Source organism: Pseudarcicella hirudinis (genome assembly GCF_900115665.1).
In the GTDB taxonomy this organism is placed as follows: Bacteria; Bacteroidota; Bacteroidia; order Cytophagales; family Spirosomataceae; genus Pseudarcicella; species Pseudarcicella hirudinis.
The window spans coordinates 149,418-171,864 of record NZ_FOXH01000007.1; the positions used below are offsets into that span (position 1 = coordinate 149,418).

Annotated in this window: 22 protein-coding genes; 5 read left to right on the top strand and 17 right to left on the bottom strand. The window is 39.1% G+C overall.

Going from position 1 to position 22,447, the window contains the following annotated elements; all coding sequences use genetic code 11:
• Positions 1 to 46: 46 nt before the first annotated feature.
• On the top strand, positions 47 to 2,308 hold the full coding sequence (locus tag BM179_RS13895) for a TonB-dependent receptor (RefSeq protein ID WP_092017750.1): 2,262 nt from the start codon (positions 47 to 49) through the stop codon (positions 2,306 to 2,308).
• A gap of 72 nt (positions 2,309 to 2,380) precedes the next feature.
• On the opposite strand, the gene BM179_RS13900 is transcribed toward BM179_RS13895, so the two are convergent.
• The 14 genes from BM179_RS13900 to BM179_RS13965 all read right to left on the bottom strand — a co-directional run bounded on the left by BM179_RS13900 (position 2,381) and on the right by BM179_RS13965 (position 16,196).
• On the bottom strand, positions 2,381 to 2,893 hold the full coding sequence (locus BM179_RS13900; protein ID WP_092017751.1) for an NADH-quinone oxidoreductase subunit J family protein: 513 nt from the start codon (positions 2,891 to 2,893) through the stop codon (positions 2,381 to 2,383).
• Between the two features lie 136 nt (positions 2,894 to 3,029).
• Positions 3,030 to 3,548 (bottom strand): NuoI/complex I 23 kDa subunit family protein, encoded by a 519-nt coding sequence (locus BM179_RS13905; protein WP_092017752.1) that lies wholly within the window; start codon positions 3,546 to 3,548, stop codon positions 3,030 to 3,032.
• 86 nt (positions 3,549 to 3,634) lie between these two features.
• Positions 3,635 to 4,771, bottom strand: coding sequence for an NADH-quinone oxidoreductase subunit NuoH (nuoH, locus tag BM179_RS13910; protein WP_092017753.1), 1,137 nt, complete (start codon positions 4,769 to 4,771; stop codon positions 3,635 to 3,637).
• Positions 4,772 to 4,869: 98 nt separating this feature from the next.
• Positions 4,870 to 5,886 (bottom strand): NADH-quinone oxidoreductase subunit G, encoded by a 1,017-nt coding sequence (locus BM179_RS13915; RefSeq protein WP_092017841.1) that lies wholly within the window; start codon positions 5,884 to 5,886, stop codon positions 4,870 to 4,872.
• Positions 5,887 to 5,979: 93 nt separating this feature from the next.
• Positions 5,980 to 7,320, bottom strand: a complete 1,341-nt coding sequence (gene nuoF / locus BM179_RS13920) for an NADH-quinone oxidoreductase subunit NuoF (RefSeq protein WP_092017754.1) — start codon at positions 7,318 to 7,320, stop codon at positions 5,980 to 5,982.
• Positions 7,321 to 7,346: 26 nt separating this feature from the next.
• On the bottom strand, positions 7,347 to 7,841 hold the full coding sequence (locus tag BM179_RS13925) for an NADH-quinone oxidoreductase subunit NuoE family protein (protein ID WP_092017755.1): 495 nt from the start codon (positions 7,839 to 7,841) through the stop codon (positions 7,347 to 7,349).
• A gap of 114 nt (positions 7,842 to 7,955) precedes the next feature.
• Complete coding sequence (gene nuoD, locus BM179_RS13930) at positions 7,956 to 9,194, bottom strand: NADH dehydrogenase (quinone) subunit D (protein WP_092017756.1); 1,239 nt, start codon at positions 9,192 to 9,194, stop codon at positions 7,956 to 7,958.
• A 97-nt stretch (positions 9,195 to 9,291) separates the two neighbouring features.
• Entirely contained in the window at positions 9,292 to 9,792 is a 501-nt protein-coding gene (locus BM179_RS13935) for an NADH-quinone oxidoreductase subunit C (RefSeq protein ID WP_092017757.1), read from the bottom strand.
• A gap of 103 nt (positions 9,793 to 9,895) precedes the next feature.
• Positions 9,896 to 10,444, bottom strand: coding sequence for an NADH-quinone oxidoreductase subunit B (locus BM179_RS13940; RefSeq protein WP_092017758.1), 549 nt, complete (start codon positions 10,442 to 10,444; stop codon positions 9,896 to 9,898).
• Between the two features lie 123 nt (positions 10,445 to 10,567).
• Positions 10,568 to 10,957 carry an NADH-quinone oxidoreductase subunit A gene (locus BM179_RS13945; protein ID WP_092017759.1) on the bottom strand — a complete coding sequence of 130 codons (390 nt, stop codon included), beginning with the start codon at positions 10,955 to 10,957 and terminating at the stop codon, positions 10,568 to 10,570.
• A gap of 718 nt (positions 10,958 to 11,675) precedes the next feature.
• Positions 11,676 to 12,383: a Bax inhibitor-1/YccA family protein gene (locus BM179_RS13950; protein ID WP_092017760.1), complete on the bottom strand. Its 708-nt coding sequence runs from the start codon at positions 12,381 to 12,383 to the stop codon at positions 11,676 to 11,678.
• A gap of 179 nt (positions 12,384 to 12,562) precedes the next feature.
• Positions 12,563 to 13,879, bottom strand: coding sequence for a Gfo/Idh/MocA family protein (locus tag BM179_RS13955; protein ID WP_092017761.1), 1,317 nt, complete (start codon positions 13,877 to 13,879; stop codon positions 12,563 to 12,565).
• Positions 13,880 to 14,198: 319 nt separating this feature from the next.
• Positions 14,199 to 15,140, bottom strand: a complete 942-nt coding sequence (locus BM179_RS13960; RefSeq protein WP_092017762.1) for a formylglycine-generating enzyme family protein — start codon at positions 15,138 to 15,140, stop codon at positions 14,199 to 14,201.
• Between the two features lie 138 nt (positions 15,141 to 15,278).
• Positions 15,279 to 16,196, bottom strand: a complete 918-nt coding sequence (locus BM179_RS13965; RefSeq protein WP_218159222.1) for an FAD:protein FMN transferase — start codon at positions 16,194 to 16,196, stop codon at positions 15,279 to 15,281.
• 192 nt (positions 16,197 to 16,388) lie between these two features.
• On the opposite strand from BM179_RS13965, the gene guaB reads away from it, so the two are divergent.
• Entirely contained in the window at positions 16,389 to 17,858 is a 1,470-nt protein-coding gene (gene guaB, locus BM179_RS13970) for an IMP dehydrogenase (protein WP_092017764.1), read from the top strand.
• Between the two features lie 62 nt (positions 17,859 to 17,920).
• Here guaB and hemE read toward each other — a convergent pair whose 3' ends face one another.
• Complete coding sequence (gene hemE, locus BM179_RS13975; protein WP_092017765.1) at positions 17,921 to 18,955, bottom strand: uroporphyrinogen decarboxylase; 1,035 nt, start codon at positions 18,953 to 18,955, stop codon at positions 17,921 to 17,923.
• Between the two features lie 419 nt (positions 18,956 to 19,374).
• Here hemE and yihA point away from each other — a divergent pair, with 419 nt between their 5' ends.
• The 3 genes from yihA (at position 19,375) to BM179_RS13990 (ending at position 21,596) form a co-directional block, all read left to right on the top strand.
• Positions 19,375 to 19,977, top strand: coding sequence for a ribosome biogenesis GTP-binding protein YihA/YsxC (yihA, locus tag BM179_RS13980; RefSeq protein WP_092017842.1), 603 nt, complete (start codon positions 19,375 to 19,377; stop codon positions 19,975 to 19,977).
• 83 nt (positions 19,978 to 20,060) lie between these two features.
• A complete protein-coding gene (locus BM179_RS13985; protein WP_092017766.1) occupies positions 20,061 to 20,495 on the top strand; it encodes a DUF5606 family protein in 435 nt (144 codons plus the stop codon).
• 102 nt (positions 20,496 to 20,597) lie between these two features.
• Positions 20,598 to 21,596, top strand: a complete 999-nt coding sequence (locus tag BM179_RS13990) for an NADPH:quinone oxidoreductase family protein (protein WP_092017767.1) — start codon at positions 20,598 to 20,600, stop codon at positions 21,594 to 21,596.
• On the opposite strand, the gene BM179_RS13995 is transcribed toward BM179_RS13990, so the two are convergent.
• Both BM179_RS13995 and BM179_RS14000 read right to left on the bottom strand, forming a co-directional pair.
• On the bottom strand, positions 21,577 to 21,867 hold the full coding sequence (locus BM179_RS13995; RefSeq protein ID WP_092017768.1) for a hypothetical protein: 291 nt from the start codon (positions 21,865 to 21,867) through the stop codon (positions 21,577 to 21,579). The two genes, BM179_RS13990 and BM179_RS13995, sit on opposite strands and share 20 nt — an antisense overlap.
• A 206-nt stretch (positions 21,868 to 22,073) precedes the next feature.
• Positions 22,074 to 22,409: a c-type cytochrome gene (locus BM179_RS14000; RefSeq protein ID WP_092017769.1), complete on the bottom strand. Its 336-nt coding sequence runs from the start codon at positions 22,407 to 22,409 to the stop codon at positions 22,074 to 22,076.
• Positions 22,410 to 22,447: the final 38 nt, after the last annotated feature.

Genomic DNA, 22,447 nt, shown 5'->3' on the forward strand with positions numbered 1-22,447 from the left:
GGTAAGAAAACACATTTATTTGGGCATTGGGTAGTAGATTTGTTACATGAAAACACAAATCTCTACCATTTTTATTTTATTCTTCTGCTTAGACATTTTCGCCCAGGCACCTCCCCGGCACACGCTTACCGTTGAAACATATGACAGCCAAAGCATGACAGCGCTGAGAGGAGTTTCTGTTTCTTATTCAGCAGGTACTCAAGGCGGGGTAAGCAACTTTCGCGGAGCATTTCCCATAAAATTTTCAGGTGATTCTGTTGAAATTACACTTTCCCTCGTCGGTTATCAGAAAATAACGCGCTGGGTAAAACCCGGCACAGCCACTCGTATCTACTTAAAGGAATCTGACACGCAATTAGGTGAAGTACAGGTAACCGGATATGAAAACCATCGCAAACTTTCAGAAATTCCTGCTTCAATCGGCCTCCTCAAATCCAATGACCTGGAAAGATACAGCAATACTAACCTCGTTCCGGCTTTGAACACACTCCCTGGAGTGAGAATGGAAGAGCGTTCACCGGGAAGTTACAGAATGTCAATAAGAGGTAGTACACTGAGGTCTCCTTTTGGTGTCAGAAACGTAAAAGTATATTGGAATGAAATTCCCTTAACAGATCCAAGTGGCAATACTTATCTTAATCAGATTGAATTAGGGAATGTAGGAAGAATAGAGGTGCTGAAAGGACCTGCCGGAAGTATATATGGTGCAGGAACAGGTGGCGCTATTTTACTTGACTCTCCAAAAGCGCCTGAAGCAGATCAGCTTCAGGCCCGGACTACTGTCGGAAGTTTTGGCCTTTTTTCTATGAATCTGGGTATAAAAACTCATTCTGAGAAACAAACAACTTTTCTTAATTATTCAAAAACACAGGCTGACGGTTACAGAACTCAATCAACTATGAAGAGAGAAGGTATAAATTTACAGACTTACTTCTACACAGATCTGAAACGAACGATTTCTGCCAATCTCTTATACTCCGATCTGTTTTATCAGACCCCCGGAGGACTTACATTGGCTCAGTACAAAGCAAACCCGGCCCAGGCCAGACCAACGGTTAATACTGCACTTGGAGCGGTGGATCAAAAGGCAGCTATTTATCTCAAAACTTTGCAGTTGGGAATTGCTCAGAATTATGATTTCAATGAGCACTGGACAAACAGAACAGCTATCTATTTAAGCCAGACTAAGGCTGAAAATCCTTCTATCAGAAATTTCGAGAGACGCCTGGAACCTTCCTGGGGAGGGAGAAGTGTTACCAATTACAGATTTGAAAACGGTTTATTTCAGGGGAAAATCAGTGGGGGAATTGAATATCAACAAGGCGTTTCCAGTATTAAAACCTATGGAAACAAAAGGGGAAATGTTGATACACTTCAAACTGATGATGAAGTTACAGCCAGGCAGTTTCTTGCATTTGCTCAGGCGGAATTTGATTTACCCCAGAATTTTTTCCTGACCATCGGCGGAAGTTATAACCGGTTAAATTACAGTTTTCTAAGATTAGGTAAAAATGCAATACTTCAGGAAAAGACCTTCGATCCTGTCTTTTCTCCTAGAATTGCATTGTTGAAAAAAATCAATTCTTCTCTTTCTGCCTACGGAAGTATCAGTAATGGATTTTCCCCGCCAAGTGTTGCAGAAGTAAGACCCTCCGAAGGAAGTTTCAATTTTGCCCTGAATCCGGAAAAAGGGACTAATTATGAGGTGGGTATAAGAGGCAATTTACTCCGACAAAGATTAGTTTTTGACATTGCGGCCTATAGCTTCCGGCTACGGGAAACTATCGTTACCAGAAGAACTGACGATGGAGCTGACTATTTTGCGAATGCCGGAAATACTTCTCAAAAAGGCCTGGAAATCGCACTGAAATACCTTGTCAGTAAATCCCTCATCTTCTGGACAAATTATACCTTACAGGAATATAAATTTGAAAATTATGTTACCGGTGGAAAAGATTACTCAGGAAACAGACTGACCGGAACATCGCCAAATAATGTAAATATTGGTCTTGATTTCAATAGTTCAGGCGGATTTTATGCAAATGCTACCTTTCAATTTACAGATAAAATATACCTGAACGATGCCAACACTGATGCTGCAGATTCCTATCAGTTGCTAGGAGGTAAAATTGGTTATCAGAAGAAACTGAGCAAACATTTTAAAATCAATGCCTTTGCAGGGATTGATAATGCATTAGATGTAACCTACAGCCTGGGCAACGATTTAAATGCCACAGGCGGGCGATATTACAATGCAGCAGCCGGAAGAAATTACTATGGAGGAACAACCTTGAACTGGATGTTTTAAAACTGTGAGGAATGCATAAAAAATCCCGGAAAGGCGAGCCCTCCGGGATTTTTCTATATCTTTCAGATTCAGCTAGAAATTTCTTTCGCCAGCTTCTCTTTTTCCAAGCATTACAGCCCCTACCATTGCTACAAAAAACAAAATAGAAACCAGTTCAAACGGTAACAGATAATCACGGAATAAAACCTGTCCGAGATTTTCAACCATCCCTGTCTGCGTATCAAATTTACCTCCCATCTGGCTGAATTGAGGGAATTGGGTTTTACGCATCACCGCTACAAGAATCACCAGAAGTGTACCCCCCAGAATAGCTCCGGCAAGTTTGGTAAGATTTGACTTGGAATCCGGCATATTTCTCCTCAAATCCAGCATCATGATCACAAAAAGGAAAAGAACCATGATTGCTCCCGCATAGACGATAATATTAACTGCCATTAAAAACTGGGCATTTAACAATACGTAATGGCCTGATATGCAGAAAAAGGTAAATACCAGATAAAGCACACTATGAATAGGATTCTTCGATAAAACAACCATCAATGCACTCAATAGTGTCAAGGCTGTCAGAAAGTACCAAAATTGCATCTTTTATTAGAATTATGAACCGAAATCTCTGTGGGAAGAATTTCCGGTTAGTTTTTATGTATGAATATCTAAGCGTCCGGATTCAGTCTATTGCTGAATATTTTTCACAAACGAACATCCAGTTTCAAATAATAAATTACTTCCAGCCTTCACGCAAGTAACGATTTCCCATGTCTTCAACAAGTTTATCTTTTCCGTAGATAACTTCATCTCTTTCGTTGAAAACTGTCACCATTTTATCGTGGCGTAAATAAATAGCCTGCTTAGGACAAGCTTCTTCACAAAGTCCGCAGAAAATACATCTCAGCATATTGATTTCATATACCTTGGCATATTTCTCTTCTCTGTAAAGCGTTTCCTCACCTTTCTTACGCTCATCAGCTACCATAGAGATGGCTTCAGCAGGGCAGGCAACCGCACAAAGACCACAGGCAGTACAACGCTCACGGCCTTCTTCATCACGCTTCAAAATGTGCTGACCACGGAAGATAGGCCCTAAATATCTTTTTTGCTCCGGGTATCTGATCGTTGCTGGTTTCATGAAAAAGTGCTTCAGCGTGGTAGCCATCCCGCCAACAATAGCAGGAAGATACATACGCTCAGCCAGCGTCATTTCTCCTTGTTCCAGCACTTTGGTTTTATTTGATAATTTCATCTGATTATATGTTCAGTTACTTTTATTTCGAATGAATAGTAGAAAATAAAAAGAAAGCTTTCTTCAATATTTCCAAAATCTGAGTTTTAATTAACGGCTACTTTTTTCTTTTTATAAGTAACAGAATCGTAAACGATAATTGCAACCAGTAATAAAGCCACTCCTACCCATGATACAATCATTAACCATCCTGAAATGATAGAGAAGCCCGTTAAAACAACATTAAACATTGCTAAAGGAATCAGAATGGTCCATCCCAGATTCATAAGCTGATCGTAACGGAAACGAGGCAATGTCCAGCGCACCCACATGAAAACAAAAACAAAGAACAAAGCTTTTCCGATCAGTGCTCCTACTCCGATTAAGGTAGCTACATTTTCACCCCAGTGCTCAGCAACCCATGAGTTTCCGAGGTAATCATATCCTCCGAAATACAAAGTAGCCATAACTGCCCCTGAAATAAACATGTTGATATATTCAGCAAAAAGGTAGAAACCTAATTTCATAGAAGAGTATTCTGTATGATATCCTCCGATCAACTCAGTTTCACACTCAGGTAAATCGAATGGCGTACGATTACATTCTGCAAAAGCACAAACCAGGAAAATAAGGAACCCAAGCGGCTGATAAAGAATATTCCAGTGTCCGTTTTGCTGAGCTTCTACAATTGTTTTAGTAGAAAGAGATCCGCTCAACATCAAAATGGCAATGATTGACATTCCCATGGCTAATTCATATGAAATGTTCTGAGAAGCAGCACGAATCGCTCCGATCAGGGAGTATTTATTGTTTGAAGCCCATCCTCCGATCAAAATCCCGTAGACACCAAGTGATACAATTCCGAAAACCCAGAGGATACCGATATTCACATCAATTCCCTGCAAATCGATTGTTGCTCCTCCGCCTATTTCCAGTTTATCCCCAAAAGGAACCACCGCAGAGGTCATTAAAGCCGTAAGCATAGAAAGACATGGCCCTGCGATAAACAACCATTTATTAGAATTAGTTGGAATAAAATCCTCTTTCATGAACATCTTCACAGCATCAGCAAGAGGTTGAAGAATCCCGAAAGGTCCCGCACGATCCGGACCTACACGATCTTGCATGAAAGCAGCTACTTTACGCTCAAAATACGTTGAATATGCCGCAACACCTAAGGTTACTGCGAAAACAGCAACAATAAAAACGGCTTTGGCGATGAATAATGTCGATATAATTTCCATTGAAATTTAGTTAACTATTATCTTAAAACTGTATCAGCAAATCATTTTACCATCTTCCCGAACAGAACAATGTCTAAGAATGATTTCAAAAACCTTGCTTAATTCAGTTGTTTTTGAGGAGCTAAGAATGAACGATCTCTGTTATCATCAATTTTCTTATACTGTTCAGCGGCCTGTTTAATCGGAAATGCAGGCTTAATAGTATTTGCACCATATTTATTAGCCGAAATAACAGAAGCACGCGAAACTTTAGATGGCCCTTCAATAGTCCAGTCTGAAGTCTTTTTACGGTCGAAACGACAAGTGTTACAGATAAATTCTTTTACTTCTCCCCATTCATTTTTGCGGCCAGTCACACGGATAACTTCTTCTCCTCTGTACCATAAAGTTACATTACCGGAACATTTATCGCAATCACAATGTGCCTCAACCGGTTTGGTAAACCATACACGGTTTTTAAAGCGGTACGTTTTATCAGTTAAAGCACCTACAGGGCAAACATCAATAATATTTCCTGAGAAATCATTATCGATTGCTTTTTCAATATAAGTACTGATTTCAGCATGATCTCCTCTGTGCATCACCCCATGAACACGTCCGTCTGTAATCTGGTCAGCCGTATAAACGCAACGGTAACACAAAATACAACGATTCATGTGTAATTGAATATGATCTCCTAAATCAACCTGCTCGAAAGTATTACGTTCTTCAACCGTACGGGTTTTAGAAACACCATGTTCAAAAGAGAAATCCTGTAAATGACATTCTCCGGCCTGATCACATATCGGGCAATCAAGAGGGTGATTCAATAAAAGGAATTCCACAATACCTTTGCGGGTTTCCAATACCTGTTCATTGATGGTATTTTCAACAATCATTCCTTCCTGAACCTGTGTAATACAAGATGGGACAAGTTTTGGCATCGGACGAGGATCTTTTTCAGAACCGGCAGTCACTTTTACCAGACAGCCTCTGCATTTTCCGCCCGAAGCTTTCAAAGGTTCATAATAGCACATAGCAGGAGGCGCCACTTCCGGTCCGATCTGACGGGCGGCTTGCATAATAGTGGTTCCCGGTTCTACCTCAATTGTTATGTTATCTATAGTTACTTTCATCTTTATTACAATTTGATGATTTGAAAACTTGTAAGATTGAATATCGAAGATTGAACTCATCATTTCAATACTTCAAATTCAGGTATTTTCAAATTATTTAGTCCAACTTGCTCCTTCACGCATGAATACCGCTCCTTTTTGAGTAGCTTTTTCAGGATGTCTGATATGCCATTCAAATTCATCACGGAAGTGACGTATCGCAGCAGCTACAGGCCATGCCGCAGCATCTCCTAAAGGGCAGATTGTATTTCCTTCTATCTTTTTAGCCACATCTACCAATAAATCGATATCCTCCTCACGGCCTTTTCCATGTTCAATTCTGTGAAGCACTTTATCCATCCAGCCTGTTCCCTCACGACAAGGAGAGCACTGTCCGCAAGATTCATGGTGATAAAACTGTCCGAAAGTCAGGGTATTATGAACGATACAGGTTGTTTCATCCATTACCACAAATCCTCCTGATCCTAACATTGTTCCGGTAGCGAATCCTCCGTCAGACAAAGATTCATAAGTCATCAGACGATTTTCGCCATTTGCCGTTTTCAAAATTAATTCAGCAGGAAGAATCGGTACAGAAGATCCCCCGGCAACTACAGCTTTCAATTTATGTCCTTCACGAATACCACCGCACCATTCATCTGCGTAGATAAAATCCTCAACGGTAATACCCAGCGGAATTTCATAAACCCCAGGTTTACGAAGGTGTCCGGAAGCAGAAATAAGTTTTGTTCCGGTACTGCGGCCTATACCGATTTTAGCATATTCTTCTCCTCCGTTATTTACAATCCATGAAGTGGCAGCAATAGACTCTACGTTGTTTACAACGGTTGGTGATTGCCAGAGTCCTTTTACAGCAGGGAACGGAGGTTTATTTCTTGGATTACCACGTTTTCCTTCCAGAGATTCCAGTAAAGCTGTTTCTTCACCGCAAATATAGGCTCCGCCACCTGGTTGCACGAAAAGATCAAGGTCATAGCCACTGCCAAGAATGTTTTTTCCTAAAAGACCTTTATCATAACACTCCTGAATAGCTTTTTCAAGAATATTCACTACATACATCAACTCTCCCCGAACATAGATGTAAGAAGTATTTGCTCCAAGAGCATAACTCGAAACAATCATTCCCTCAATCAGTGTATGTGGTGATTTCCACATCAGATAGTGGTCTTTGAATGTTCCTGGTTCTGATTCATCAGCATTACAAACCAGATAACGGGGAACGCCCTCAGGTTTTGCCAGAAATGACCATTTCATACCCACAGGGAAACCTGCTCCTCCACGGCCACGAAGACCTGATTTTTTCACTTCCTCAGTTACTTCATCAGGAGTCATTTTCTTTAATGCCTTTTCTACAGCACTATATCCACCGTGTTTACGGAAAACATCGATGGTCTCAATACCTGGAACGTTTATATGTTCGGTTAATATCTTCATTTTTAATAAATTTCAGAATAACAGGATTATTTTGAAAGCTCTTCTATGATCTCATCCACTTTTTCATTGGTAAGATTCATATAATATTTTTCACGGATCTGGAAAACAGGTCCCCAGCCGCAGGCAGCCAGACATTCCACTTCCTTGACAGTAAACTTTCCATCCGGTGTGGTTTCTCCTGTTTCAATTCCTAATTTCTTCTTAAGGTGATCATACACATCCACGCCACCCATCAAACAACAAGGACCTGTTCTGCAATATTCAATTACATGTTCGCCTACCGGTTCGAGGTGAAACATAGTATAGAATGTTGCTACTTCATAAACCTCAACAGGTTTGATGTTAAGAAGCCCGGCAACATAATCCATTACTTCCGGACTACACCACCTCCATTCGGCCTGAGCCAGGTGAAGAATCGGCAAAAGAGCAGACTTCTGTTTTCCTTCCGGATAACGCTTGATGATTTTATGAACCAACTCCAGCGTGTCCGCCGGAAACTGTATCGTTTGTGTATTAACCATTTTCTAAAAAATATTAAGAAAAACAAGCATTTCAGCTTCAGAGAAAAATTGCGGATAAACCAATCTTTCATTTAATCCTTTCACAAAGAAAAAATAAATTACATTTTTCTTCGTCTAAACATCAAGCTCTCCTGCAATTACATTCATTGACGACATAGTTACAATGGCATCAGAAAGCGTTGAGCCGACAATCATTTCAGGGAATGCCTGATAGTATATAAAACAAGGACGACGGAATTTCAATCGGTAAGGAGCCCGTCCTCCGTCAGAAACCAAATAAAAGCCTAATTCTCCGTTAGCCCCTTCCACAGAATGATATACCTCACCAACCGGAGCATCGATTTCACCCATCACTATTTTGAAATGGTAAATCAACGCTTCCATATTATGGTAAACATCCTGTTTTTTAGGAAGATAATAGTGAGGAGCATCTGCGTGATAAGAACCTTCGGGCAGGTTATTCAGGGCCTGTCTGATAATGTTCAGACTTTGCCACATTTCTTCTCCGCGTACAAGGAAACGATCATAGGTATCTCCCTTTGTTCCGACAGGTACTTCAAATTCAAAATCTTCGTAAGAAGAGTAAGGGTTCATGGCACGAACATCGTAATCCACACCTGCTGCCCTTAAGTTTGGTCCTGTAAAACCATAATTCAAAGCACGTTCAGCAGAAATGGCTCCTACGTCGGTAGTTCTGTCCATGAAAATTCTGTTACGCTTAACCAGGCCTTCAAATTCCAGAAGGGATTTAGGGAATTCATCAAGCAAAACATTGATTTTACGGATAGCTTCCTTCGATAAGTCTCTTTCCATTCCTCCGAAACGCCCCATGTTGGTGGTCAGACGCGCTCCGCAAACTTCTTCATAAATCTCATAAATATGTTCACGCCATTGCATTACATACAAAAAGCCTGTTAAAGCTCCTGTATCAACCGCAAGGATAGAATTACAGACAATATGATCAGCAATACGTGCCAGTTCCATCATAATCACACGGATATACTGAGCCCTTTTAGGAACTTCAATTCCCAAAAGTTTCTCCACTGTCATGTGCCAACCCATGTTATTGATTGGCGAAGAACAGTAGTTCATCCGGTCGGTAAGTGTGGTGATTTGATAAAGAGGACGGCGTTCAGCGATTTTCTCAAAAGCCCGGTGTATATATCCGACAGTCTGTTCTGAATCGACAATAGTCTCTCCATCCATAGTCAGGATATTCTGGAAAATTCCGTGGGTAGCCGGGTGAGTAGGCCCTAAGTTTAGGGTGGTTAGCTCGTTGACGTATTTTTTATTACTCTCTTGTGGTTTGGCAATTCCCACATTGGGGTTTGCAACTAAAGCAACTTCTGACATATTTCTAATGAGTGAATGGCGAATGAGTGAATGAATGAATTAGAAAAAACCTAACAAGGGTCTATTCATCTTACCATTATTTCATTCTTTCATTAATTTATCTTCCAAATAAGGCATCAATTTTATCCTCACGGGTGGCATCTTCCAGTGGATATTCTTTTCTCATCGGAAAATAATCCATATCCTCAACATTCAGGATTCTGATTAAATTAGGGTGTCCGACAAAATTAATTCCATAGAAATCAAATGCTTCGCGTTCCATCCAATTGGCTGTAGCATACAAACCGGTAAGAGTCGGTACATCAGGTGCATCAATTGGTACATGTAATTTAACGATCAGACGTACATTGTTCTCAAGGCTGTGAAGATGGTAAATTACGCCCAGCTCCTGTCCTTTTGCATCAGGGAAATGGATACCTCCCAAATCGGTTAAAAACTGAAATTTAAAAACCGGATGCTGATATAAGTAATGCAACAAAGGTACGATTGTTTCAGTAGTAGTAGTTACGTTCAATAAGCCATAATTTTCTACAATACCGAATATCTTTTCTTCACCAAATTGTGAGAGTAAGTCTTGTGCGATTTGTTCGTTTGTCATTTTCAATTTTGAATGATAGAATGGCAGAATGATAGATTACTGAATTAAGTGAATACGGTTTAGGTTCTTCCATTTTAATATTCACTCATTCTCTCTTTCAAAATTATTCTATTCCGTAAGAAGCAAGTAACTCTTTATATTCCGGAGTTTGTCTTCTTCTGGTTGATTCACTTTTTGCTAATTCCTGAATCTGCATAAAACCGTCAAGGATCTGTTCAGGACGGGGAGGACATCCCGGAACATAAACATCTACCGGAATAATTCTGTCAATACCCTGAAGTACTGAATAGGTATCAAAAATACCACCGGATGAAGCACAGGCTCCCACAGCCAGAACCCAGCGGGGTTCAGCCATCTGAAGATAAACCTGTTTTACAACCGGAGCCATTTTCTTGGCAATTGTTCCCATTACCATCAAAACATCAGCCTGACGGGCTGAAAATGATAAACGTTCAGAACCGAAACGAGCAATATCGTAATGCGCAGCCATCGTTGCCATAAATTCAATACCGCAGCATGAAGTAGCAAATGGCAAAGGCCAAAGAGAGTTAGCTCTCGCCAACCCTACCAGAGAATCAAGACTGGTAGCAAAGAAACCTTGTCCTTCAAGGCCCGCAGGGGCATCTACCATTTGTATTTTTCTATCGCTCATTATTCTTACAGTTAACAATAACCTGTTAACAGTTAATTTTATATAAACAGAGTGAATTTAAAATCATTCGTTTTACAAAAGCCTTTATCAATATCTTAAAATAAGACCCCTGTTAAACAATGTTTATTTTTCCCAGTGCAGGATTCCTTTTTTGATAACGTACACAAAACCTGTTAACAAAAGAGCCATAAACACGAGCATTTCAAGGAACATTTCTTTAGCAACCGCCGCAGATGTATTTACCCAATGAATAAAGTTCACCGCCCACGGATACATAAAGATAACTTCCACATCGAATAAAACGAATAAGATAGCTACCAGGAAATATTTAACTGAGATTGGAGTACGAGCGTCTCCCACTGATTCGATACCACATTCAAAAACTTCGTTTTTCAACTTGGTGTTGCGCTTTGGCCCCAATGAGTGAGTGGCAATCATAGTCGCCACAATAAAGCCTATTGCCGCAATTAATTGAACTATGATTGGCAGATAGTCTGATGGTTGATATTGCATGACTTTCTTAGTTTGAAGCGGGGTTAAACAAAGTAATCAGATAACAATTTGAAAATCAAATCATTCCTGATAATTTAATGTTTTACCTCAAAGTATTTAAACGTGATTACATGGTTTCAAGTCGCAATTTACTGATAAAATTTACACGATGTGATTTTTTGGACTGAAAAACCTGTTAAATGTTTAATATATGTCTCTTATATCTTTTTCATAATTTCTTTAATCTCTTCCTTCAGATAAAAAGCCCTTTAATCTCTACAACAAATATGTATAATTGTTTCATATTTTCTCCGGTCATGATACTTATCCGATGTTAAAATCACTATCCCTTTAGCACCTGTTTTTAACATTAAACGCTTGTAGAAATTACCCGAAAACACCCTCAAATCTTTCGAAAGGACCAATTTTAAAATTTTCCATCTATTAAAAAAACAGATTTAATGTATCAAAATGTCCTTTATCCGAATCACTCGCTTCTTCAAAAAATTTATTTAATGATATCACCCGATACAGGATGTCTGATTAATTTTTCTTTCAGTTACCTCCGGTTAATTATTTTCTGCTGCCTGCGAAAATACCGGAAGACAATCCCTTTTTTTACTAATAGTCTTTCAACTTATTCCTTTTCAACTCTATTGAGAGCGTACAGTCAAGTCCATAAAAAAACTCTCCGGATATTTAAAACGGAGAGTTTTCAGAAAATTTTATTGCAAAGCGATTATCGGCGATTTCCCAATAAACGGAGCATATACAGGAATAAGTTAATAAAGTCAAGATACAATCTTAAAGCTCCTAAAATGGCATATTTCTTACCGTCTTCTGTTCCGTTGATTCCTTCTGCATGCATTTCTTTGATTTTTTGAGTATCATAAGCTGTCAGACCTACAAAAACCAATACTCCGATGCTGCTGATGATCATACCAAACATATCACTTTTCAGAAACATATTAACGATTCCTGAAATAATCAGTCCGATTAAGGCCATAAACAAAAGGTTTCCCCATGAGGTCAGATCTTTTTCAGTATAGTAGCCATAAGCTGCCATCACCATAAATGTACCGGCTGTAATGAAAAATACCGCAGAAATTGATGCAGCTGTAAATGCAAAAAAGATGACAGAAAGTGTTGCACCATTCAAAACAGAATATAAGAAAAACCATAATGTCGCCGTAGTTGCAGACATCGTCTGAATTCTTGAAGTTAACCACCAGACAACGCCTAATTCAGCACCGATCATTAAATAAAAAGTTATTCTGCTGCTAAAAATCAGTTCAGTTAAACTGGGAGTCATTGCTACCCAGAAAGCGATAGCTCCTGTCACTACCAGCGCAAGAGACATCCAGGCGAATACTTTCGCCATAAATCTGGCTTGATCTGCCTGACGCGACTCATGCGAGTAATAAGGTGAGAATTGATTGTTTTCCATGATTATAAAGTTTAAATGAAAACCCAATGGTTTATTTTGAATGTTCCGAAATTAATAATTCCCGGTATCAATGTCAAAATTTATCCATTAGCCGGAATATCTTTTAACAAAAATCAATATTCCGGCTTTCTATCAAATGAACATCAAAGATCTCAGATAGATTGCTTCTTTAACATTTTTTAAGAAAAGTATTTGGTCTTTCCTGGAATAGCAACCGGATACAAGCCATTTGCATCAGGCTTCAATGGCATGTCTGCATCCCATGCAAAATTCTTTGGGGCAATGTCAATTCCCGAATTGATGGCTTTATCCCATTCAATTACCTGTCCTGAATAAGTAGCTAATCTTCCCAAAATAGAAGTCATGGTTGATTTTGCTCCGTTTTCAGCATCTGCAAACTGATATTTTCCTTTGGCTATTGCTTCAAATAACTCATCATGCTCGGTCTGATACGGATTATTTTCATTTTTCTTATCATAAGCATAAAGGGCATTTCCTTTGCTGTCAACCATTTTCGCTGCATCAAACATTACCTTACCTTTGGTCCCGATTACCATCTCATCTACTTTCGCCCAGGTTCCTTTAATATGACGGCATTGTGAATTTAAAATGGTACCATCAGCGTACTCAAATTCAACAATATGGTGATCGAAAATTTCGCCATAATCTTTCCCTTTTCTAACCTCTCTACCTCCTGTTCCTCTGGCCTTTACCGGATAAGCATTTTTCACCCAGTTAATTACATCAATATTATGAATATGCTGTTCAGTAATATGATCTCCGCAAATCCAGTTGAAATAATACCAGTTGCGAAGCTGATATTCCATTTCAGTCATACTCGGGGTTCTTTGTTTCATCCATACTCCATCATTATTCCACCAGGCAGAAGCAGAAACGATATCTCCTACCATTCCATCCTGAATCCTCTTCATTAGTTCACGGTAAGAATTCTGATAATGTCTCTGTAATCCAACCACTACATTCAGTTTTTTGGCTTTTGCTTTTTCTGCAGCAGCAAGAACCCTTTGAATACCTGCAGGATCTGTAGCGACAGGTTTCTCCATGAAAATATGCTTACCAGCATTAACAGCCGCTTCAAAATGCATTGGCCTGAAACCCGGAGGCGTGGTAAGTATCACAACATCTGCTAAAGGAATTGCTTTTTGATAAGCATCAAAACCCACAAATCTGGTTTCATCTTTTACGCCTATCTTATTTTTAAGCGAAGCAAATTCATCAGAGGTAATTTCTTTGTAACAAGAATCAAGACGATCTTTGAAAACATCTGCCATTGCTACCAGCTTAACATTTTGCTTGGTACTTAAAGCCTGTAAAACAGCTCCTGTACCCCTTCCTCCACATCCTATTAAGGCTATTTTGATGGTATCATCAGTATTACTGTTAAAAAAACTCGCATTTGAAATCAATGGGGCAGATAACAAACCACCGGTAATAATTGAGGTATTTTTTACAAAATCTCTTCTGGATTGACTCATGTCTTTGAGGTTTTAAAATTTGAGGAAAATATATTCGGTTTTGGTTTTCAGATTTCATTTATAAGCATGCTCCTCTGAAATTATCCCAAAAATTATCAAAATATCACAAAATACTTGTCCTGATATGGAATTTCAGGCATTAAAAAAGCAAAAATCAGGCGATTTGTTCCAGGAAAATGACCTTCTATAACAATTCAAACTATTAACAATAAGTAATTTCCACTTATTCTATGTTTTCCTTTATTCTGTGTTTTCAATATATATTCTATTCTTTCTTTAAGTATTCTATGTTTTCTATATGTCTATGTGGTTACACCACTCACTTTAAAACCTCCTCGAAGAAAGCCTCTACTTCAGTCTGGGAAGGTTGTTTAAGCGGTCTGACAATTCTGAATCCTATAAAAGGAGAATCCGCATTCCACCACTTACTTTTAGGAATCTGAGGGTCTCTTCTGTTCCAGATCGGGTCAGATTTTAGTCGGTCTGCACTTCTTAACTGCTCTTCCCCATCTTTGAACGTCCCGCCTTTTACAGTACTTGGATAACGTTTGGTTGCCTTATTATAAGGATTGGCAGTACCATCTGTCAGATTTTTGTAGAAATCGGCATCATACTGGTCAAGTGTCCACTCTCCCACATTTCCTAAAATATCGTACAAACCCCAGGGATTAGGTTTCTTTTCACCCACATGATGATAATGATTATCGGCATTCTTACCGAACCAGGCATATTCACTTAGCTTTTCAGAAGAATTTCCAAAGAAAAAGCTCGTTTTACTGCCTGCTCTGCAAGCATATTCCCATTCTGCTTCTGTAGGTAAACGATAAAATACGCCGGTTTTATAATACAGCCATTTGCAATACATCAATGCTGCATATTGTTGCATAGAATTGGCAGGAAATCCCCCTACTTTTCCCATTCCAAGGGTAAAGTCTATATAAGGAGGGCTGGGACGGGTAATGGCATCCGGTTTAGGATCCGGATCTTTTTCTTCCTCAAAAAACAATTGATATTCATCGTAAGTTACTTCATAGGCTCCCATCCAGAAAGCGTCTATTTTAACTTTTACCTGTGGACTTTCATCGGCTTCATGGCCTTTTTCAGCTGAAGAACTGCCTAATAAAAACTCTCCCGCCGGAATCGGCACCATTTTAAATTTTACGGAAGTATTAGCAATTTCCTGATCATAAGCTTTAAAATCCTGACCTTTTGATGAAATTGAGAGGAAGCAAAAGAGGGCTAACGGTAATAATTTGTACATAGTTGAACTTTTAGAGAAATTTAAGTAAAATATTATCTTATTTACCTTTAGTATATAAGAATCGTTTTTTTCATAAAACTACTCAATTTTTCAGCGAAACACTGTTCTGAATTATCCCGCTGAACGATTATCTGGCAATCAATTTTCCGGATTCAGATAACTCCCGAAACCTTCTGATTGCCATTTCAGTATTTTTCCGTCCCGGATTTCAGCAATCAGCAATTCACATCCCCGAACAGATCTGATTAGTTTTAAGCTCTTTTTAACCGGCAAAATACTACACGCTGTTGCAAGCCAGTCTGCCGTGGCTCCATCAGGAGCAATGACGGTTACATTTCTCTGATGAGTAAGACCCAGTCCCGTTTTCGGGTCAATAATATGAGAATAACGTTTCCCGTTCAATTCCAAGTATTGATACATATCACCTGAGGTGGCTATGGCTTTATTCTGAAGGAATACCAGTTTTTGCATCAGCTCTTCTGAATTTGGCACATTCACCCCAACGGACCATCCGGTTTTTCCGGGAGGTGCTGTCCCTGTTGCCAAGTCTCCCCCTGCATCGGCCAAAACACTTTGAATCCCGGAGTTTTTCACAAAATCAACTACTTTCTGAGCAATATACCCTTTGGCAATTCCCCCTAAATCAAGCAAAATTTCAGGTTTATTTATTTTTACACGGTGATTAATCGTATCCAGGATAATTTGATGAAATCCCGCATTCTGTCTGGCAATTGTCAGGCTTTTCAGTTCCGGAAATTGTTTTTCTTTCCTGGCTTTCCTCCAGAGTTTTACCAATTGTCCTACTGTAATATCATATGCCCCATCACTTTTTTCGGAAGCTGAAACAGATTTTTTCAGAATATCTTCCATGGCCGGAGATACCGAATGAAACTGATTATCTCCTGCTGTTTTTGATAACAGACTCAATTCACTGTTGGGCAGATAATCGCTGTAAATGACATTCAGTGAGTCTACAAGCTGATAAGCTTTACTGGCAGTCTGAGCTGCTTTAGCCGAATCTGAAGCATATAACAGGATAATAAAAGGTGATCCCATTTTGGGTTGGCTGAAAGAATATTTCTTGGTTTGGGCATGAGTGCTGATACAGATCAGCGAGCAAAAAATGAGGATAAATCGCATGAAATTGGAAATTCACAATTAATTAATAATGATTTTTCGATTTTTCTTTTAAAAGTACAAAACAAGTTGTAATTTTGTCTGGCAAATAACAAAAACAAGCTATTTGCCATGTTAGACTCATCAAAATTCCTTTTTGAAGCCCTCACCTACGATGATGTGCTTCTTTTACCTGCTTATTCGGAAATTCTTCCACGTGATACCAAAACTGATTCGTTACTAACCCGAAACATTCGCTTAAATATTCCATTGGTTTCAGCCGCTATGGATACTGTTACTGAAGCTGAACTCGCTATTGCAATGGCTCAGGAAGGTGGTATCGGAATTATCCATAAAAACATGACCATTCAGAAACAGGCTGAACAGGTCCGTAAAGTAAAAAGATCTGAATCAGGAATGATTATTGATCCGGTTACACTTACTAACGAACAAACACTCGGAGATGCCCACCGCATCATGCGTGATTTCAAAATCGGAGGTATTCCTGTTATCGACCCCAATGGTATCCTGGTTGGAATCCTGACAAACCGTGATCTGCGTTTCCAAAAGGATATGAGCAAATCGGTGGTTGAAATCATGACCAAAGAAAATCTGATTACTGCCTCAGAAGGTATCAGCCTTGAAGAAGCAGAACAGATTCTTCAGCAATATAAAATCGAAAAACTTCCGATTGTTGACAAATCAAACAAACTCATCGGTCTGATTACATACAAAGATATTCTGAAAAGAAAAAGTCATCCAAATGCTTCTAAAGATTCATTAGGACGTTTGAGAGTTGGTGCTGCAGTTGGCGTTACTCCTGACTTAATTGACAGAGTTGCTGCTTTGGTTAAATCCGGTGTGGATGTCATCAGTATTGATACAGCTCACGGACATTCTTATGGTGTAATTCAGGCATTGAAAGGTGTAAAAGCTAAATTCCCTGCTTTAGAAGTTATTGTAGGAAACGTTGCTACCGGAGAAGGTGCCAAAGCACTTGCAGATGCCGGTGCCGATGCTGTTAAAGTCGGAGTTGGTCCGGGAAGTATTTGTACAACCCGTATCATCGCCGGTGTGGGAATGCCACAACTTTCAGCGGTATATGAAGCAGCAAAAGCCCTTGAAGGTACAGGTGTTCCGGTAATTGCTGATGGTGGGATCCGTTTTTCGGGTGACATTGCCAAAGCTATTGCAGGTGGTGCCAGTACCGTTATGGTAGGTTCTTTACTGGCAGGTACAGATGAAGCTCCGGGAGAAGTAGTACTTTATGAAGGACGTAAATTTAAAACATACCGCGGAATGGGTTCGCTGGAGGCAATGGAAGATGGATCAAAAGACAGATATTTCCAGGATGCTGAAGATGATATCAAAAAACTCGTACCTGAAGGAATCGTAGGAAGAGTACCATTTAAAGGAAAAGTTTCTGAAATTCTCTATCAAATGGTAGGTGGTCTGAAAGCCGGAATGGGATACTGCGGTGCAGGAGATATCGAAACAATGAAGAAAGCTCGTTTCGTAAAAATCACAGCGGCTGGTGTAAAAGAAAGTCATCCTCACGATATTTCTATTTCGAAAGAAGCACCAAATTATAGCTCGAAATAAAAATTGATAAACAAAAGCCGTGAGATTAAAGATGTTTTGTCCTTAATCTCACGGCTTTTGTTTTATTTCCGGCTGTATTCCTTTACTGTTTCAATGAAACACTTTACTTTTTCAGGATCAGTATCAGGATACACTCCATGCCCTAAATTGGCGATGTATTTTTGTGTTCCGAAAGCATCTATCATCTGACGGGTTTGCTTTTTAATTTCATCAAAAGATGCATAAAGCACACACGGATCAAGATTCCCCTGCAAGGTTTTTGTATTTCCGATAAGATTTCTGGATTCCTGAATATCCATATTCCAGTCAAGGCCAACCACCTCACAATTCAATTTACCCATTTCCTCACGGGCAAAAAATGCACCTTTGGCAAAAACCGTTACCGGAACTTCTGTAATAGCATCACAAATCTGCGCAATATAAGGAAGTGAATAAATTCTATATTGTTCCGGAGAAAGGATTCCAGCCCAGGAATCAAATATCTGAACCAAATTGGCACCAGCTTTAATCTGAGCTTTCAGATATAGAATGGTACTATCCGTGATTTTTTGCAATAATGCATGAGAAAGCTCAGTCTCAGAATACAAAGCCTTTTTAGCCTTTGAGAATGTTTTTGAACCTTTTCCTTCAATCATATAACATAATAAAGTAAAAGGAGCTCCTGCAAAACCAATCAGAGGTACACGACCATTCAATTCTTTTTTTACAATTCTGATAGCATCCAAAACATATGCCAGCTCAACTTCCGGATCCGAAATCCTGAGTTTCTCAACATCTGACACAGATTTGATTGTTTCAGGGAAAATCGGACCGACTCTTTCTTCCATGATATACGGCAAGCCCATTGCTTCAGGCACTACAAGAATATCTGAAAAAATGATTGCAGCATCAACACCGAGAATATCGACTGGCTGAATTGTAACTTCAGCTGCCAGCTCAGGAGTTGTAGCCAATTTAATGAAGTTTCCTGCTTTTTCTCTGACAGCACGATATTCCGGTAAAATCCTGCCTGCCTGACGCATCATCCAGACTGGTACTCGCTCAACACGTTCTCCACGTGCGGCTCTCAAAAAAAGGTCGTTTTGTAGTGATTCCATCAAATAAATTCATCCATGAGTTTCAGGTAGGATCTGTAAACTATCCTGCTCATTTTTCCACAAATATACGGCAGAAACTCGGTAAAGGATTTCTATTCAGGGATGAATGTCTGTCCTTTTAAAAAATTTAGTCCTGAAAGCCTGAATTAAAATAGTATTCTGACTTTCCAATTCTCTCAAATCGCCCGACTTCATTCTCCTGAAAAATAAAATATCTGCTTAATTTTCAACCAGACAGCTAACCTTGCCAAGTAAAAACCTTATTCTCGTCCGGAATTCGTAAATTTGCAGATGCATTTCATAACTCCGTCTTTTTTGAGTTCAGAACTTATGAAATCATTTTAACAAAATATTCAGGTCGCCCGAAAAATCATTGATTGAAAACGGGCAGAATGACCATAATTTCCGGAAAGATCAACATGAAAATAACACAGGCAAATTTTGTCCAAAGTAATAGCGAATACCAGAAATGCCCCGTTCCGGACAAACCGGAATACGCATTTATCGGAAGGTCAAACGTAGGGAAGTCTTCTCTTATTAACAGTATTGTTCAAAGAAAGGATCTTGCTAAAACCTCTCAGACACCAGGGAAAACACAATTAATTAATCATTTTCTGATTAATCAAACCTGGTATCTGGTAGATTTACCGGGATACGGATATGCGAAAGTCAGCAAAACCGAAAGAGAAAAGTTTGGAACGATGATTCATGATTATTTAACCAACCGGGAAAACCTTCTGTGCACTTTTGTATTGGTTGATATAAGACATGAACCTCAGAAGGTAGATATGGAATTTATGGCCAGTATCGCCAATTCAGGTATTCCGTTTTATATCGTTTTTACAAAAGCTGACAAACTTTCCAAGACACAGGTTGAGAATCATGTTGAAGTTTACAAGACTAAAATGCTTGAAACCTGGGAGGAAATGCCACAATATTTTGTGACATCTTCCGTTAAAGGCTCTGGCAGAGAAGAGATTTTAGCAGCTATTGATGAACTCAATCTTGGGTACAAGGCTTAAAATTCCTCTCCCTCCTTCAATGACTTACGATGACTTATTACTATTTTTGCATTAAATCATTGTGTAACTAATTACAAAATAGAATGGAATTATTAAAAGAAATTGCGAATATTTCGGGTAAAAGCGGTCTTTACAGAATTTTAAAGCCTACCCGTACAGGCGTAATTGTTGAAAGTATTGATGCACAGAAAGCTCGCCAGGTGGTTGGTGCTAATGCACGCGTTTCTGTTTTAAAAGATATTTCAGTTTACATGGCAGATCACCAGGACAATTCTTTGCCTTTGGGAGATTTGTTTTTGTCGATAAGAGAAAAAAATCCGGAAGGAATCACGATCAACCCGAAAACAGCATCAGACTATGAATTGTTTGATTTTCTGGGAACCGTTGCTCCGGACTTTGATACAGAGAGAGTTTATCCTTCTGACGTTAAGAAAATGATTAACTGGTATAATATTTTGTCTCAGTATTTACCGGAGGTATTTGAAATTACTGACGAAACTCAGGAAGCAAAAGCTTAAAAAGCTTTATTTTTTCCTAAATCTTATGAAAAGCCTTGCGAAATTGTATATTTCGCAAGGCTTTTTTAATTTCACCCCGTCACGTCCTTCAATCTCCATATCATGAAAGCTATACTCTGCCATCAATTCGGGTTACCCGATACCCTGACTTATCAGGAGATAGAATCTCCTAAAGCCATTCGGGATAAAGTAGTAATTAGTGTTAAGGCTTGCAGTATCAATTTTCCGGATACTTTGATGATTCAGGGGAAATACCAGTTTAAACCTGAGTTTCCTTTCTCTCCCGGTGGCGAAGTTGCCGGAATTATTAAAGAAGTTGGAGAAAATGTCAAAAATCTCAAAGTCGGAGACAAGGTATTCTCCCTGACAGGTTGGGGAGGTTTTGCCGAAGAAGTACTTGCCGATGCATCCAAAACTTTTCCGATGCCGGAAAATATGGATTTCATCACTGCTTCTTCTGTAATGTATGCCTACGGAACTTCATATCATGCTTTAAAAGACAGGGCTGATCTGAAAAAGGATGAAACCTTGCTTGTGCTGGGTGCGGGTGGTGGAGTAGGACTTGCAGCGGTGGAATTGGGCAAAATTATGGGAGCAAAAGTAATTGCGGCAGCTTCCTCTGATGCAAAACTAAAGGTCTGCCGGAAGTTCGGAGCTGATGAAGTTATCAATTACGATAAGGAGAATCTAAAAGACAGTATTAAAACATTAACAGATGGAAAAGGTGTTGATGTAATTTATGATCCGATCGGCGGAATATATGCAGAATCTGCCTTTCGTTCCATTTCCTGGAAAGGAAGATACCTTGTGATAGGATTTGCCACTGGGGAAATTCCGTCTCTGCCTTTAAATCTCCCATTACTCAAAGGAGCATCAATAACAGGTGTTTTCTGGGGAGCATTTGCGGCAAGAGAACCTGAAAAGAGTCAGGCCAATTTCACTGAATTACTTGATTTTTTTGCAGCAGGACATCTCAGTCCGCATATTTGCGCTACATACCCTCTGGAAAAAGCTCCGGAAGCACTGACAAGTATGATGAAAAGAAAAGTAATCGGGAAAGTTGTTCTTGTTACGGGAAATCCTAATTCAAAACAACTTTAGGGAAGCGATACATTTGCGAGTCATATACCAGTAATTGTTCAATTTCAAGGTCGAAGTAATCATACAGCGGTGATCTCTCCAAATGTATTTTTGCTTCGCTCTTGCTTTTACAGTTCATAATAACCCAGCCTTTCCCGGATTCTGCGCTGATAGCGTATGAGTCAATTATCCCTTTTAAAATGAGATCATTTATTACGCTGCGATGTTTGGGAACAAGCTTTAAAAACTCTTCACTAATACTGAAAAATATACTTACATGAAATTTATACATAATTTACGGACGAATATTGTACAGAATCTTACCTGATTCAGGTATTTTATTTAGACAAGATTAGCCTTGTTTTAGTTCAAATATATCCGAAACAATCATATCATTATTCTCAAAATGATACTATTTTCCCATTTTTTCTCAAAATAAAACCCTCTGAATATATCACTCAGAGGGTTTTTCATATTTACTAAAGCTAAACTACACGCTTATTTTTTCTTTCTTAAAGAGTTAATCCATGTAGCAATTTTGATAGCATCTTCTTTTGGAACATTTTTCATTGCTGCCATCGGAGGATAACCAGGCCAGTTAGCCGGCTTAGGATTTGCAATTAATTCAACAATTTTCTCGTTTGTATATTTCTTTTTCGCAACTTCTGTATATGCAGGTCCAACCAATCTGGCGTCCACTTTATGACATGCAGTACAAGTATATTTCTGTACCAATGGCTTAATGTCATCTGGGAAATCCTGAGCCTGAACAGAGTTAAAGCCAAGTGTTAAAGCAGAAGCAAAAATGAAAGTGTTAAGGGTTATTTTTTTCATTTCTAATTAAGGGTTTTCGATTAATATTCCGGGACTAC